This window comes from Sulfurovum sp. NBC37-1 (assembly GCF_000010345.1).
Lineage (GTDB): Bacteria > Campylobacterota > Campylobacteria > Campylobacterales > Sulfurovaceae > Sulfurovum.
The window spans coordinates 136592-151834 of the sequence record NC_009663.1; the positions used below are offsets into that span (position 1 = coordinate 136592).

The window sequence follows — 15243 nt, forward strand, 5'->3', positions numbered from 1 at the left end:
TTAGGGTGGCATGAATATCCCGCTCACACCACACTCCCCGAATATAAGAAAAAACAAAGAAATTTTCGATATAATATGCCTCCATTTTTGTCTCTATAGGCCAAAATTAAGTACTTTGTGAGTATTTAGTTTTGGTGTAAGAACCAGATTCAATTCAAACTAACAAAGAAAGGAAACGATTTGCCTACAATTAACCAATTGATTCGTAAAGAACGTAAGAAGCAAGTGAAAAAATCAAAATCACCTGCGCTCGTAAAATGTCCTCAGAGAAGAGGCGTATGTACAAGAGTTTACACAACAACTCCAAAGAAACCTAACTCAGCACTTAGAAAAGTTGCCAAAGTTAGATTGACTTCAGGATTTGAAGTGATCTCTTATATCGGTGGTGAGGGTCACAACCTTCAGGAACACTCTATCGTACTTGTACGTGGAGGTAGAATTAAAGATTTACCTGGTGTAAAGTATCACATTGTTCGTGGTGCACTCGATGCTTCAGGTGTAACTGGAAGAACAGTTGCAAGATCTAAGTACGGTACTAAAAAACCTAAATAATTTCAACATTATTTAAGCACGTTAAAAAGTAGAAGTTTAGTCTGGGAACAGACTTGAGCAGGTTTTATCAAGAATCCTTAGGGGATAAAACTTGAGTAAATCAATAATAAAAGATTGAAGAGGAAAAAAATAATGAGAAGAAGAAAAGCTCCCGTTAGACCGGTACTGCCAGATCCAGTATACGGTTCTAAAGTATTAACAAAGTTCATCAATGCAGTTATGCTTGATGGTAAGAAAAGCACAGCGCAAAAAGTAATGTACTCGGCGTTAGAAAGAATTGAATCAAAAACTGGTGAAAAAGGTATTGAAGTATTCAACAAAGCAATGGATAACATCAAGCCTGTTATGGAAGTAAAATCAAGAAGAGTAGGTGGTGCAACGTACCAGGTGCCTATTGAAGTCAGACCTGCAAGACAGCAATCTCTCGGAATCAGATGGATCGTTGAAGCAGCGAGAAAAAGAAACGAAAGAACTATGATGGAGCGTCTGTCCAATGAATTGATGGATGCTGCAACTGAAAAAGGTTCTGCTTTCAAGAAGAAAGAAGATACATACAAAATGGCAGAAGCGAATAAAGCATTTGCTCACTACAGATGGTAAGGAACTAGGTTATGGCAAGAACGCACAAACTTGAAGACGTAAGAAACATCGGTATCGCCGCGCACATCGATGCAGGTAAAACAACAACAACGGAAAGAATCCTTTTCTATACAGGTGTTGAGCACAAGATCGGTGAGGTTCACGATGGTGCAGCAACAATGGACTGGATGGAGCAGGAGCAGGAAAGAGGTATTACGATTACTTCTGCTGCGACAACTTGTGAGTGGTTGGGTAAACAGATCAACATCATAGACACTCCGGGCCACGTTGACTTTACGATCGAAGTTGAAAGATCCATGAGAGTACTTGACGGTGCCGTATCTGTATTCTGTGCAGTTGGTGGTGTTCAGCCGCAATCTGAGACAGTATGGAGACAGAGAAACCGTTATGGTGTACCTTCACTGGTTTTCGTGAACAAAATGGACAGAACCGGTGCTGATTTCCTTGAGGTCGAGAGACAGATCAGAGACAGACTCAAAGGTAACCCTCTTGTAATCCAGCTTCCTATAGGGGCTGAAGAGAACTTCGAAGGTGTGGTCGATCTTGTAAAAATGAAAGAGATCGTATGGGATGCAGATGCTGAAATGGGTTCTGCATACCATGAGCAGGATATTCGTCCGGAGCTTCAGGAGCAGGCTGAAGCATTCAGAGAAAAACTGATCGAAGGTATTTCTGAAGTTGACGGTAACGAAGAGCTTATGGAAAAATACATGGAAGGTGAAGAACTTACGACTGAAGAGATTATGGCCGGTATCAAAGCGGCAACAATCCATATGCACGTAGTTCCAATGCTTCCTGGAACAGCATTTAAGAACAAAGGTGTACAGACACTTCTTGACGCAGTCGTTCATTATCTTCCATCTCCTGTTGAGGCACCACCGATCAAGGGTACCAAAATGGAAGATGAAGATGTAGAAGTAGTTGTTGAGTCTACTGATGATGGCGAGTTCGCTTCATTGGCATTCAAAATTATGACTGACCCTTTTGTCGGTCAGTTGACATTTATCCGTGTATACAGAGGTTCTCTGGAGTCTGGTTCTTATGTCCTTAACTCTACAAAAGAGAAGAAGGAAAGAGTTGGCCGTATCATGAAGATGCATGCGATCAAAAGAGAAGAAATTTCCGAGATCTATGCTGGTGAGATCGGCGCAGTTGTTGGTCTTAAGAATACAACGACCGGTGATACTCTCTGTTCAGACAAAGATAAAGTCGTTCTTGAAAGAATGGATTTCCCGGATCCGGTTATCTCTGTTGCAGTTGAACCTAAAACAAAAGCTGACCAGGAAAAAATGGGTATTGCATTGAGCAAACTTGCGGCAGAAGATCCATCTTTCCGTGTCAACACAGATGAAGAGTCCGGTCAGACAATTATTTCAGGAATGGGTGAACTTCACCTTGAGATCCTTGTTGACAGAATGAAAAGAGAATTCAAAGTTGAAGCTGAAGTTGGTGCGCCACAGGTTGCTTACCGTGAGACTATCAGAAAAGCGGTCAACAAAGAATACAAGTATGCGAAGCAGTCCGGTGGACGTGGACAGTATGGTCACGTATTCCTCAAGATCGAGCCACAGGAACCAGGATTTGGTTATGAGTTCGTTGATGCAGTCAAAGGTGGGGTTGTTCCTAAAGAATTTATCCAGCCGGTTAATAAAGGTGTACAGGAAGCAATGGCAAGAGGTATCCAGGCAGGATATCCGGTTGAAGATGTTAAAGTTACACTTTATGATGGTTCTTACCATGATGTGGATTCATCTGAGATGGCGTTTAAACTTGCAGGTTCAATGGGATTCAGAGATGGTTGTAGAGAAGCAAATCCAGTTATTTTGGAACCAATGATGAAAGTTGAAGTTGAAGTACCAGAAGAGTTCATGGGTGATGTCATCGGTGATGTTGCTAAAAGACGTGGCCAGGTTTCCGGTATGGATGACAGAGCAGGGAACAAAATCGTTAATGCATTTGTTCCACTTTCTGAAATGTTCGGTTACTCAACAGACCTTCGTTCAATGACTCAGGGTCGTGCGACATATGCTATGGAATTTGACCATTATGAGGAAGTTCCGCAGAATGTAGCTAAAGAGATCATCGAAAAGCGTAACAGCTAATCTTTCGCAGTATTTCACTGCAACTTCGGCCGAATGGACTTTGTTCCGTTCGGTCACTTACTATCAGTAAGCTCCATCTCTCCACAAAATCCATTAGACCACATTTACAGCAAACTACAGCAAAATCTTGCGCTATTTATAGATAAACATTTAATATAATAAAGGATAACAATGAAAGTCATTATAGACCTTATAGAGGATATACGAGAATCCATAGCCAATGCTGAAGACTATGTCATTACGGCAGGACTTTTGAAGGAGGACCCGGAAGATTCTGAAAAACTGATCTACGCCGGTGAGGCACCTTTGAATCTTTATGATCTTGATCCGGTGCGAAAGCAGTTGATATTCAAAATGGACGGCAGTGATGCTCAGATCAACGTAGGGGCGCTTATCCCTCCGCTTTTGATATCTGATATGGATACGATGATGTATGAGCTTAGAATGGACGTGAATGCAAAGAACAATAATATGGAAATAGTGGGATTCGGAAAGAATGAGGAGACGAAGAAATATCTCCTCTTTATCAAGATATAATTACTTTAAGCGTAAACGTCCTCTCGGCCAAGGCGTCTAACTAGCAGGGCATAAAAGAGTGCTCTGTATTTATTTCTGTTTGAAGTACCCATTGCTTCACAAGCCTCTTTTATGGCGTGGTCAAGGTCTTCCTCGTGGCCTTTGAAGCCAAGTTTTCCTTTGAGAAAATTCTCTCTTACCCTTGCAAGTTCCTCTTTGTCGCTGCAGGAAACAAGCTCGGAATCACTTTTGTAAATGGATGGCCCGAGACCTTTGGCTACTTTGGATATAAGATCTTCTTTCAGCCCAAGTCCCAGATCATTGTTCACTGCTGTGTAGTGTGCTACTTTTTCTGCTAATGTACTCATTGATGCTCCTTTTAAAAGTGGTCTATCAATTTAATTATAGCGTCAAATGATCATCAGGTCAAATAAGTCGGTTCCTGCTTCAGTAGAATCCAGTTCATGTTGACGTGCTGTTCTTCGCAGAAGTGGGCAATGGCTTCGTAGGGGATTTTGTTGCGTTTTTTGATTACGGCAAAGTATTGTGGATCTAGATGCAGTGCTGACGCGATCTCTCTGTCCAGTATCTTTTTTTTCTTTTCCTGAGAGATGAGTATCTCTCTGATCCGCTGCATAACAGTCTTGAAATCTATCATTATCATCCTTAGTAATGTTATGAAAGAATGATAATGGATCTGTGAGAAAGTGTTTAAATATATGTCATATTGTCATAAAATAGTGTATCTGTTAAAACGTCTCGCTGTCTATCTCTATAACTGTGTGTACATTTCCTCTGGGATTAAAATCGGCAATGAGTTTCATTGACTTTGGTTCCAGCTGGCTATAGAGTGCATCAAAAATCTCATTGGCGGAGTTCTCATGGGAGATGTGTCTGTACATGAATGAGTTGATGTAGAGTTTGAGTGCTTTGAGCTCAATGACTTTTTTGTCAGGAACATATGAAAGTTTCATTATTGCGAAGTCTGGGTAACCCGAGCGTGGACAGAGACACATAAACTCAGGGAGCTCTATGTTGATAGTGTAATTCTTTTCGTGTTCGTTTGGCCAGAAATTCTCTTCGGCATTGATGTCGAATTCCTGTATCTCTTTTTCTCCGTATTTCATAGCTGTCCTTTTAATTGTATGTTTGAATAAGTTGTTGTTCTGTAATGGGTTTTCCGATGCCAAAGCCCTGCAGGTAGTCTATGCCCAATGCGATCAGTTCTTTTTTCTGTGTGTCGCTGTCCACCCATTTTGCCACGGTAGTGATATGGAGGTTCTTAGACATGGTGACCATGGAGCTCAGCATGGCATGGGTATTGGCATCATCCAGTTTGCTGACGTAGTCCCTGTCAAACTGTACAATATCGAAATTGAAATGTTTCATGTATTCCATGGAAGCGTTAGATGCTCCGAAGTTGTCAATGGCGATACGAATGCCTCTTGAGCGGAATTTTTTCAGTGTTTGCAGATAGCCGCTGAGGTTGTGGTGTGTCTTTCTCTCATACAGTTCAATGATAATACGCGAAGGATCGGTCGCTGCTTCATCCAGAAGCGAAAAGAATTTTTTTTGAAAATTCTTATTACGTAAAGAGAAAGGGGAAAGATTGAAGGAGAATGAGATGTTGGAATCAACAAGGGGTAAAAGGGTAAGAATATGTGAAAATATGGTAAGGTCATACTCTCTTCCCAGTCCCAGGCGGTTGATGATAGGGAGGAAGACCCTGGGAAGTATGTCCCCATTGTCGGGTGATCTCAGCTTGACCGAGATCTCGTAAATATCGATCGTACCGGTTTTTACATTCTGGAGCGGTCTGAAAGAGAGAAGAAGGTTCTTCTCTTTCAGTGCCTGTATTACGGCTGCTTCAGTCTGGGAGATCTCTTTTGCATCCGGAACAGAAGAGTTGTCTTTGTTTTGATCCTGTGCGGCAAGAAGATCCTTGAGATGCAGAATAGTTTTTTTGATGTGTTCATCTGTGTCTCTGATCATGGAGAAGGCGTAATCGAGCTCTATATCGTTAATGGTTCTGTTCTGATCAATGAAATTTTCAAAGATGTGCTGTATCTCTTCGCTCTCTTTGTCGATAGCAATGAGAAATTCGGCACCGTAGCGTCTTGCAATCAGTGTGTTTCCAAAACCGGCTTTATTGAATTCATTATGAAGTTTGTGGACGACGGAGTAAAGAAGCACGTCCACTTCATCGGTACTGTAGTTTTCGCTGATCGTACTGAGGTTTTTGATGACCAGAAGAGCGACAGTTTTTGGGTGATAGGCCTCCAGCTGTGAGATAAAAGCTTTTTCATTGTACCCCTGTGTCGCCAGGTCTACAAGCGTCTCGTTCACACTGAGATTGATGAGGAAATAGATGAAGTAGACGGTAATAAATACGATGGAAGCAAAGAGGATACCGTTCTCTAAGGTCAGTTCAATCTTTTTTCCCTGAAAGAAGATGGCATAGAAGACCACAGAAATGAGCAGAATGATCGGGATACCGGCTCTTAAAGCCAGCTCAAAACGTCTTCCTCTCTCCTGTCGTTCAGATTGCAGCATGGATCAGACATCCAGATGTTTGACATCTTTGGCATGGCTTTCGATGTAATTTCTTCTTGGTTCCACTTCGTCGCCCATAAAGAGGGTAAAGGTTTCACTTGCTTCTTCGCTGTCATCGATCCTGACCTGGAGCAGCCTTCTGTTCTCTGGGGTCATAGTCGTCTCCCAGAGCTGTTCAGGGTTCATTTCACCCAGACCTTTGTAGCGTTGGATATAGGCACCTTTTTTGGCTGACGCTTCCACTTCTGCAAAGAGTGCCAGGAGGTCTTTGTCTTTAAATTCGTCCGTGATGTGCTCCTGGATCTTCTGGTGAATGTGGATCGCTTCATTGTAATGAGGATTGGTAAAGAGGATCTCATCTACGATCAGTTCTTCGAGTCCGTCATTGGTCTGGACAAAGTAGTGCAGCCTGTCTTCTGTGATCGTCTTGTTCAGAATGTTGTATCCCAGCTTCTTGATGTACTTTTCAAGTGTTTTTGCCAGTTCCTTGTTGGATGTTCCTATGATGTCCGGATTTTCGATCATGTAGCGAAGCACTTCGGGAAGGGCGAAACGCTTTTCGATCTCTTTGAGTGTCATTTTATAATAAGCCACGAGTTTGAACAGGTCGACAAGATCGTTCTCTCCCATCGTGTGGCTCTCTATCACAGAGATACCGTTTTCGATGAGGAAATCGTTCAGTGCCTTGTCATCTTTAAGGTACGTTTCGTTCTTCCCTTTTTTGTAACGGTAAAGCGGCGGCTGTGCGAGATAGAGGTATCCTTTCTCCACGACCGGCTGCAGGAATCGGAAGAAGAAGGTCATCAACAGTGTCTGGATATGTGAGCCGTCAACGTCGGCATCGGTCATAATGATGATCTTGTGGTATCTGAGTTTTTCTTCATTGAATTCATCCCCGATCCCGCAACCCAGTGCAGTGATCATGTTCTTGATCTCATCTGATTTGAGGATCTTCTCCAGTCTTGCTTTCTCAACATTGAGGATCTTACCTTTGAGTGGCAGGATCGCCTGGAAAACTCTGTCTCGTCCCTGTTTGGCCGAACCGCCGGCAGAGTCCCCTTCCACCAGATAGATCTCGGAGATCTTGGGATCCTTGCTCTGACAGTCCGCCAGTTTGCCTGGAAGTGTTCCGATGGACATGGAATCTTTACGTTTAACCAGGTCCTTGGCTCTTTTGGCGGCATCTCTGCCGCGTGCGGCGAGCAGGACCTGTGCCATGATTGCTTTGGCTTCTACAGGGTTCTCTTCAAGGTATTTGTTGAACTGCTCCGAGAAGAATTTCTGTACCAGGGGACGTACATAGCTTGAGCCGAGTTTCCCTTTGGTCTGTCCTTCGAACTGTGGTTCGGGAACACGTACGGAAACAATGGCTATAAGCCCCTCTTTACAATCATCTCCAGTGATCTTTGTCCCTTTTTCTTTGGCTGAAGCATTTTTGGAGATGTAGCTTGACATAGAGCGGGTCAAACCGGCTCTGAATCCAGCTTCATGGGTACCCCCATCGGGTGTTTTGATGTTGTTGACAAAAGAGAGTGTCTTTTCCGAATCCGCATCGCAATACATCAAGGCGATATCGATCTCGATATCATCTGCTTTCCCCTGGAAGAACTGTGCCGTTGAAAGTGGTGGTTTGGTGTTCATGTCCTCAACGAACTGTTTGATACCGCCTTCAAAATGAAATTTCTCTTTGGTTCCGTCACGCTCATCTTTGAATTCGATGGTAATGCTTGGGTTGAGGTAGCAGAGCTCCCTGAAACGCTTCAGCAGGATCTCTTTCTGGAAAGTGACGCCCTCGGTGAAGATGGAATCATCCGGCCAGAATTCTATTTTCGTTCCTGTTTTGCGTGTAGGTCCGGTGGCTACCAACGGTTCCTGAGGGATACCCTTCTGAAAAGATTGTTCATGTATCTCACCGTCCTTGAAGACGGTCAGATGCAGGTCTTTGGATAGTGCGTTTACAACGGAGACCCCGACCCCGTGAAGACCACCGGAGACCTTGTAGGTGTCCTTGTCGAATTTACCCCCGGCATGCAACACGGTAAGTACCACGGTCGCAGCAGAGATTTTCTCTGTAGGGTGCTCTGTAACAGGGATCCCCCGGCCGTTATCTTCAATGATGGCAGAACCTGCTTTGGTAAGGGTGACCTTGATAGTATCACAATACCCTGCCATTGCTTCATCGATAGAGTTATCCACGACTTCGTAGACAAGGTGATGAAGCCCTTTTGTGGAAGTGTCACCGATATACATTCCGGGTCTTTTTCTTACCGCTTCGAGTCCCTTAAGGACCTTAATGTTACTCGCACCATATTCTGCCATAGTCAAACTCCGTTTCTTGGGGTATTATTACTATATATTTTAGCGAAATAAACTTAGGGAAAGCATGCTGTAGCCGGGATTTCACAGCATTTGGGAAAATATTTTTCTGGGATACTTTAAGTGTGTCTGAAATCATGAGATTATCACTTTTTTGATACGCAATTCCGTAGGGTGCATAATCATGCACCACAGATTAAAATTTGCTTGTTTTTTTGTTGTTAAGTCTTCGTAGGGTGTGCAACAGCACACCTATAAACAAAATTGACATTAAAATAAAAACCGACATTCGAAAGGTGTGCTGTTGCACACCCTACAACAGCATTCCCGCCTGCTGTTTTTTGGTACTGACGATATCAATCTCGTTGGGATCAATGAATTGTTCTCGTTCATAGGCATCTATGGCATATCGGCCTATCATGGCTGCGTTGTCGGAGCAGTATTGGAGTGGGGCGACATGCATGGTCTTCCTGAATTCCCTGCAGAGGTCCGCATAGGCACCTCTGAGGTACTGGTTGGCTGAAGCACCTCCCACGATGGCAAAATCCCTGATAGGCTCTTTGGCAAAGATTTTCTTGCTTTTCTGGAGCAGGTGCAGTTTGACTGCTTTTTGAAAGGAGGCGGAGAGGTCGGCTTCGTCCTGTTCTGTCATCTTCTCTGCACCCCCAAGCTTCTCAACGGTAAGCCGTACGGCATTCTTCAGGCCGGAGAGGGAAAAGGCAATAAGGGGAGAATTGCGCAACGGCACAGGTAGGTCGAAACGGTTCTCGTCCCCTTTGAGGGCAAGCGCTTCGATGAGCGGACCACCGGGATAGCCCAAATGCATCATTTTGGCACATTTGTCAAAGCTCTCACCCACAGAATCATCCATACTCGTTGCGAGTATCTCCATATGTTCAAAATCCTTGACACGTATGATCTGTGTATGTCCGCCAGAGATCAGAAGCACCAAAAGAGGGAAAAGGGTCTTTTTTTCTATGAAGAGCGAATAGATGTGCCCTTTGAGATGATGCACAGGAATCAGGGGGATGTTTTGCAGTACAGCCACCGTTTTTGCCATAGCGATCCCCTCAAGCAACGTTACGCCAAGGCCGGGCTGATTGGTGACGGCAACTGCTTTAAGTTTGTCAAACCACGGTTTTGTCTCTTCGAGTATCTTGGGCAGGGCTACCGCATGCAGCCTTGATGCCAGCTCCGGGACCACTCCGCCGTAGCAGGAGTGTTCCGCCTCCTGGGAGATCTTTTTGTGGTAGAGTATCTTTTTTGTGCTTGTTTCGGTAACGGCGATGGAGCTGTCGTCACAGCTGGACTCGATACTGAGGATCATATTTGCCTCTGTAGGGTGCTGTCCCCTGATGGCACCGTGATTAATTTGGTGTTGTGAGGGCACAACACCCTACGGTTTTTTAACATTTTTTCTCCATTACTAATTGTTCAATCAATTCCCATTTTCCGTACCCGCTGTCTGCATTGATATGCCCTGCATTTTCAATGATTGTAAGAGGGATATTGTAATGTTGTGCGATCCGTGAGGCTTCTTCTACGGTGATCCACGGGTCATTGCTTGAGACAATCATCTGAACCTCTTTGGCATGAAGATCGTCCGGCATGGGACAGGGGAAGAATGTTCTGATGGTACTTTCAGTTGTGGTCAGACTTGGCGGGGATACCATGAAAAGTCTTTCTACACTTTCAATATCTTCTTCACAGAGCCAGAACCAGAGGGTATTGGCCAGGGAATGACATACGACGGTGTTCGGTCTGAAATCTTTCAGTATTGTCTTGACCTGCTTTATCCATCTGTTCCTACTTGGAAAATGGCAGTTGTCAAGCAGGGGGAAACTGACCGTACCATAATTCTTTGCGATCTCACAAGCAAGCTCCGCCTGCCAGTGCGGGGAATCAGAACCTCCCCAGCCGTGCAATATAAGGACTTTATCCATTTTTATTTTCCTGTAGCGTGGGCATTCCTGCCCACACTACGATTAGTGGCTAACATAATGTCTCACCTCCCTGTCTATCTGGATGATCTCTTCAATATTCTTCGCCTTTACATCCTCAAATTTTTTGTAGGCATCCAAAACCATCTCGCTCATCCCGACAAAGGAGCATTTCTCTTTCTGGAAAGCTTTGATGGCAACTTCATTGGCGGCATTGACCACCACACCGAGATGTGGGTTCTGCAATATGTGTTCTTTGATATTCCAGATGGGGTAACGGGTAGCTTCTATGGGCAGAAATTCCAGCGATCCGATACCCAGAAGGTTTGTTGGCGGCAGGATTTCTTTGGTTACTTCGCCCTTGAGTGCAAAAGCGATGGGCAGCTTCATATCCACTCCCGCAAAGTGCGCTGTTGTAGAGCCGTCGACAAATTCGACCAGGGCATGGATGACCGATCTCTTTTCAATCACCGCATCGATATTGGAAGTGTCAAAAAGCCATTTGGCCTCAAGCAGTTCGAAGAGTTTGTTGGTCATGGTCGCAGAGTCGATGGTGATCTTGTTTCCCATGGACCAGTTGGGATGTTTAAGTGCATCAGAGAAAGTGGCATCTTTCATTTTGTTCAGTTCCCAGTCCCGGAAAGCACCGCCGCTTGCGGTGATGTAGAGTTTGGAGAAGGGACGATCGTTCATCAGGTACCAGAGTCCGAAATGTTCGGAGTCGATGGGGGTGATGAGCGACATATTGATGAATTCTCCGGCAACGACGAGGGATTCTTTGTTCGCCAGGGCTACTTTTTTCCCCAGAGAGGTTGCTTTGAGTGTGGGAGCGAGGCCGGCATAGCCTACCAGGGCATTGACCACTGTACGACTTTGTGACCGTTCTATGACTTCGAGTATGCCTTCAGTGCCACAGAACACACGGGGGTGGTTGACCCTGTCCCTGTCAGCCTTATTGGCGATGGCGACCAATTTGGGCTGGTGTACTGCGATCTGTTGATTAAGCAGGTCGATATTGTTCCCTGCTACCAGTGCTTCGATAGCGATGTTGTAGTGTTCTGCAACAATGAGGGTATTGACCCCGATAGAGCCGGTGGAACCAAGAAGAACAATGGACATGGATTATAAAAACGCCCGTAAAGCGATCACCATCATAGGTGCACCAAACAGGTAGCCGTCGATCCTGTCGAGTATCCCGCCGTGGCCGGGGAGAAGGTCTCCCGAATCCTTCACACCAGCTTCGCGTTTAAGGTAGGATTCGAAGAGGTCGCCAAAGACCGAAGCCACGGAGGTGAAAAAGGTAACGGCAAAAGCGATCCAGAGCGGTGCGACGATCATGCCGATATAGGTCCCTGCCGCCGTAGCGACAAGTACGCCTCCGATGACGCCTTCAAGTGTCTTGTTGGGCGAAGTGTCGGAAAATTTGGTCTTGCCGATCGCTTTGCCCGTAAAGAAAGCGCCCACATCTGTCAGTGCAACGGTCACCAGTAGCCAGAACATCGCAGCAATGCCGAAATCATCGTAGAGTATCAGGAAGAAGAAAATACCGCTGACCGGGTAGAGAAAAGGCAGGATCAGTCTTTTGTCAAAATTGTGGAAGTATGCGATAGAAGCACCGAAGATGATCGCAACGAAATAGAACAGATCGTCGGGATTGGGGTAGATGTAGGCAAAGAACCAGAGTAACGCCGCCCAGAAATAGGCTCCAGGTCCTACCAGTTTGAAGAGCTTCATCGCTTCATAGAATGCGAACATGTAGATAGTTCCCAGAAAGAGCCACATGACAAAAAAGCTGTCTATCCACCCTATGAATCCAACCAGGGCAAGCAGCCCGATACCCGTAAGCCAACGTTCCTGATAGTCTGTAAAAATCCGTGTCATTTTTTGTCCTGTTTTATATTAGCAATGATTATAGCACGACTAGGGTTAGAGGTCGCTATATACGTATCTCCACACCCTCTTTGAGTACAGCTATGGTCTGGTATTTGTCATACTCGACATGGCTTCCCTCCTGGATCTTGACGAACTTCCGTTTGGTGTAGTCGACCAGATAGTTGCCCGGCTGATCGGTAGAGAAGTCCACGCAGAGTTTGGCAGCTGCCTGCAGTACGGAATCGGGAAGGTTTTGTTTGTCAGTACGGATGATGACATGGGAGCCGGGGATCTCCCGGGTATGCATCCATATATCGTTCCCTTTGGCCATGGAGAGGAGCTTCTGGTTCTCGTTGCTGTTGCGCCCCACCATTACCTTGTAGTCCTCTATCCAGAAGAGTTCCCCCTCTTTGAGTTTCTCTTTCTTACGCTGGGATTTTCCTCTTTTGGGAACCAGCAGTTCAAGCTCATAGGGTTCTTTTGCCTGTTCAAGTGCATAACGGATGTTCTCGTAAAAGGTTTTTTTGCTCTCCAGGTTCTCTTTTTCTATGTGAATGTTCTTTGCCTTGCTTTTGGCACGTTTCGAGAGGTTGAAAAAATGATCGCTCATTCTGTTGACCTTAACATTCTTGGGAAGAGGGATAGTGATTTCATTGCCTTCAAAGTCGTAGGTTTTCAGTTTGCTGTCATAGGGTTTGATCTGATAGAGGTTCGCAAGGACAAGATTGCCGTACACTTTCTGTTTCTTCTCTTCTTCTTTAAGCTTCTTCTCGTCGGGGAGTTTTGCCAGAAGCTGCGAGAGCTTTTTGATCTTCTTGGAAACGGAAGCGAGTTTCTGTTTCTTCATCTCGGAGAGTTTTTTTGCCTGTACCTCTCTGAATTTTTCTTCGAGACAGGTGTCGATATTTTCTATATGTCTGCTCTCTTCTTTACGTTCATGCGGCGGGATGGGAAGCAGTTCTACCCCCGGACGGATCACCCTGAACGAACTGTCTGCATCGATATGCCTGAGCGCTTCGATGATCACCTCATTCTCATCAAGAAGAATGGCGTTGGTGTTCTTCCCTGTAAATTCGAGCTGGAGGTAAATAATCTTGTCTTTGTAGGAACTTTTTGGCGCAATGGTGAAACGCAGGATGCGGTCATCGTTTGGCACCTCCACCTTCAGAAGTCTGCTTCCGCTGAGCAGAGAATGAAGCAGGGTGTCAAAAGGAGCATTGTAACCCTGCAAAGGTCGTTGGCTTGGGGCTTTATAAACGAAGCTGTGGCCTCTGGTCATGTTGAAGAAGTAGCTGTCAGCTTTGTCAAATACAAGCTCGAGCGTATTGTCCTCGATGCGTCTTGCACGGGAGATGTAGCCAAAATCGTTCAGACGTTCTGCGATGGCTTTGAGTTCATAGAGTTTCATGCTTGAAATTCTAGCATAATTTTATTTCGCTATAATTCGCGTAATTTATCTATAGTAAGGATTCTCCTATGGGACAAACAATTACAGAAAAGATCTTCTCTGAACATGCCGGTAAAAAGGTACATGCAGGAGAGATCGTCAGGGTCGATATCGATATGATCATCGGTAACGACATTACAACACCTATTTCGATTCGCGCATTTGAAGAGAGCGGTGCGGAAAAGCTTGCCAGACCGGACAATTTCTCTATCGTGATGGATCACTATATTCCGGCAAAAGATATCGCTTCGGCGAACCAGGCAAAGATCTCAAGAGAATTTGCCTACAAGCATGACCTCAAATACTTTTTTGATGAGAAAGACATGGGGATCGAGCATGCTTTGCTTCCCGAAAAAGGTTTGGTGATCCCCGGTGATGTCATCATCGGTGCGGACAGCCACACCTGTACCCATGGAGCACTGGGCGCGTTCTCGACAGGTATGGGAAGTACGGACCTTGCTTTTGGTATGATCACCGGCGGCAACTGGTTCAAAGTACCCGAGACAATTAAAGTCGTACTTACGGGTAAATCTGGCGAGCACATTTATGGGAAAGATATCATTCTAGAACTGATCCGCATCCTCGGGGTTGACGGCGCGCTTTATAAAGCCCTTGAGTTCACGGGAGATGCCATACAGCACCTTGCGATGGATGACAGATTCTCTATGTGCAACATGGCCATCGAAGCCGGTGCAAAGTCGGGCATCATCGCAGTGGACAACATTACCGAAGCCTATCTCATTGAAAGAGCCGAAGCAAACGGGGGATTGAGATCAGAGCCGAAGATCCACTACTCTGATGAGGACGCAACGTACTGCCAGGTCGTGACGATCGATGTGGAGAACCTCTCTCCCGTGATCGCCTATCCGTTCCTGCCAAGCAACGGAAAGCCGGTAGAACAGGCGGTAAAAGATGACCTGAAGATCGACCAGGTGATGATCGGTTCCTGTACGAACGGTCGTATCGAAGACCTCCGTATCGCTGCGGAGATCATGAAAGGCAAGCGGGTCGCCAAACATACACGTATGATCGTCACGCCTGCCACACAGAAGATCCTGATGCAGGCACAGCATGAAGGCCTGATGGACATTCTCATAGAAGCGGGTGCTGTGGTTTCCAACCCTACCTGTGGTGCCTGCCTTGGAGGATACATGGGTATTTTGGGTGACGGCGAGCGTTGTGTGGCAACGACCAACCGTAACTTTGTGGGACGTATGGGTGCCAGAACATCGGAGATCTACCTGGCGAACTCGGCAGTCGCGGCAGCGAGTGCTATTGCCGGCAAGATCGTTGATCCGAGAGAGATCTAAATATGATATAATAACTCAAAAAGAGGAGGTAAGAG

At 45.5% G+C, this 15243-nt stretch carries 15 protein-coding genes; 5 read left to right on the top strand and 10 right to left on the bottom strand.

Annotated elements, in window-relative coordinates:
* Window positions 1–180 precede the first annotated feature (180 nt).
* The 4 genes from rpsL (at window position 181) to SUN_RS00725 (ending at window position 3791) form a co-directional block, all read left to right on the top strand.
* The gene (gene rpsL / locus SUN_RS00710) at window positions 181–552 is read left to right on the top strand and encodes a 30S ribosomal protein S12 (RefSeq protein ID WP_011979826.1); all 372 of its coding nucleotides are present in this window, start codon (window positions 181–183) and stop codon (window positions 550–552) included.
* A 132-nt stretch (window positions 553–684) separates the two neighbouring features.
* Window positions 685–1152, top strand: coding sequence for a 30S ribosomal protein S7 (gene rpsG, locus SUN_RS00715; protein WP_011979827.1), 468 nt, complete (start codon window positions 685–687; stop codon window positions 1150–1152).
* Window positions 1153–1163: 11 nt separating this feature from the next.
* Window positions 1164–3254, top strand: coding sequence for an elongation factor G (gene fusA / locus SUN_RS00720; protein ID WP_011979828.1), 2091 nt, complete (start codon window positions 1164–1166; stop codon window positions 3252–3254).
* Window positions 3255–3425: 171 nt separating this feature from the next.
* Window positions 3426–3791, top strand: a complete 366-nt coding sequence (locus tag SUN_RS00725) for a hypothetical protein (RefSeq protein ID WP_011979829.1) — start codon at window positions 3426–3428, stop codon at window positions 3789–3791.
* A 5-nt stretch (window positions 3792–3796) separates the two neighbouring features.
* Here the strand turns inward: SUN_RS00725 and SUN_RS00730 are convergent, their stop codons facing one another.
* The 10 genes from SUN_RS00730 to SUN_RS00775 all read right to left on the bottom strand — a co-directional run bounded on the left by SUN_RS00730 (window position 3797) and on the right by SUN_RS00775 (window position 13859).
* Window positions 3797–4138, bottom strand: coding sequence for a DUF2853 family protein (locus SUN_RS00730; RefSeq protein WP_011979830.1), 342 nt, complete (start codon window positions 4136–4138; stop codon window positions 3797–3799).
* A 53-nt stretch (window positions 4139–4191) separates the two neighbouring features.
* Window positions 4192–4428, bottom strand: a complete 237-nt coding sequence (locus SUN_RS00735; RefSeq protein WP_011979831.1) for a helix-turn-helix domain-containing protein — start codon at window positions 4426–4428, stop codon at window positions 4192–4194.
* Between the two features lie 91 nt (window positions 4429–4519).
* Window positions 4520–4897, bottom strand: a complete 378-nt coding sequence (queF, locus tag SUN_RS00740; RefSeq protein WP_011979832.1) for a preQ(1) synthase — start codon at window positions 4895–4897, stop codon at window positions 4520–4522.
* Window positions 4898–4907: 10 nt separating this feature from the next.
* Complete coding sequence (locus tag SUN_RS00745) at window positions 4908–6323, bottom strand: EAL domain-containing protein (protein WP_011979833.1); 1416 nt, start codon at window positions 6321–6323, stop codon at window positions 4908–4910.
* 3 nt (window positions 6324–6326) lie between these two features.
* Window positions 6327–8642, bottom strand: a complete 2316-nt coding sequence (gene gyrB / locus SUN_RS00750) for a DNA topoisomerase (ATP-hydrolyzing) subunit B (RefSeq protein WP_041672630.1) — start codon at window positions 8640–8642, stop codon at window positions 6327–6329.
* Window positions 8643–8952: 310 nt separating this feature from the next.
* Window positions 8953–9966 carry a tRNA (adenosine(37)-N6)-threonylcarbamoyltransferase complex transferase subunit TsaD gene (gene tsaD / locus SUN_RS00755; protein ID WP_011979835.1) on the bottom strand — a complete coding sequence of 338 codons (1014 nt, stop codon included), beginning with the start codon at window positions 9964–9966 and terminating at the stop codon, window positions 8953–8955.
* A gap of 79 nt (window positions 9967–10045) precedes the next feature.
* On the bottom strand, window positions 10046–10582 hold the full coding sequence (locus SUN_RS00760) for an RBBP9/YdeN family alpha/beta hydrolase (protein WP_011979836.1): 537 nt from the start codon (window positions 10580–10582) through the stop codon (window positions 10046–10048).
* Between the two features lie 42 nt (window positions 10583–10624).
* Entirely contained in the window at window positions 10625–11692 is a 1068-nt protein-coding gene (gene dxr / locus SUN_RS00765) for a 1-deoxy-D-xylulose-5-phosphate reductoisomerase (protein WP_041672821.1), read from the bottom strand.
* Window positions 11693–11701: 9 nt separating this feature from the next.
* Window positions 11702–12460 carry a phosphatidate cytidylyltransferase gene (locus SUN_RS00770; protein WP_011979838.1) on the bottom strand — a complete coding sequence of 253 codons (759 nt, stop codon included), beginning with the start codon at window positions 12458–12460 and terminating at the stop codon, window positions 11702–11704.
* Between the two features lie 55 nt (window positions 12461–12515).
* Complete coding sequence (locus SUN_RS00775) at window positions 12516–13859, bottom strand: NFACT RNA binding domain-containing protein (RefSeq protein WP_011979839.1); 1344 nt, start codon at window positions 13857–13859, stop codon at window positions 12516–12518.
* A gap of 68 nt (window positions 13860–13927) precedes the next feature.
* Between SUN_RS00775 and leuC the strand changes: the two genes are divergently transcribed.
* Window positions 13928–15208 (top strand): 3-isopropylmalate dehydratase large subunit, encoded by a 1281-nt coding sequence (leuC, locus tag SUN_RS00780; RefSeq protein ID WP_011979840.1) that lies wholly within the window; start codon window positions 13928–13930, stop codon window positions 15206–15208.
* Window positions 15209–15243: the final 35 nt, after the last annotated feature.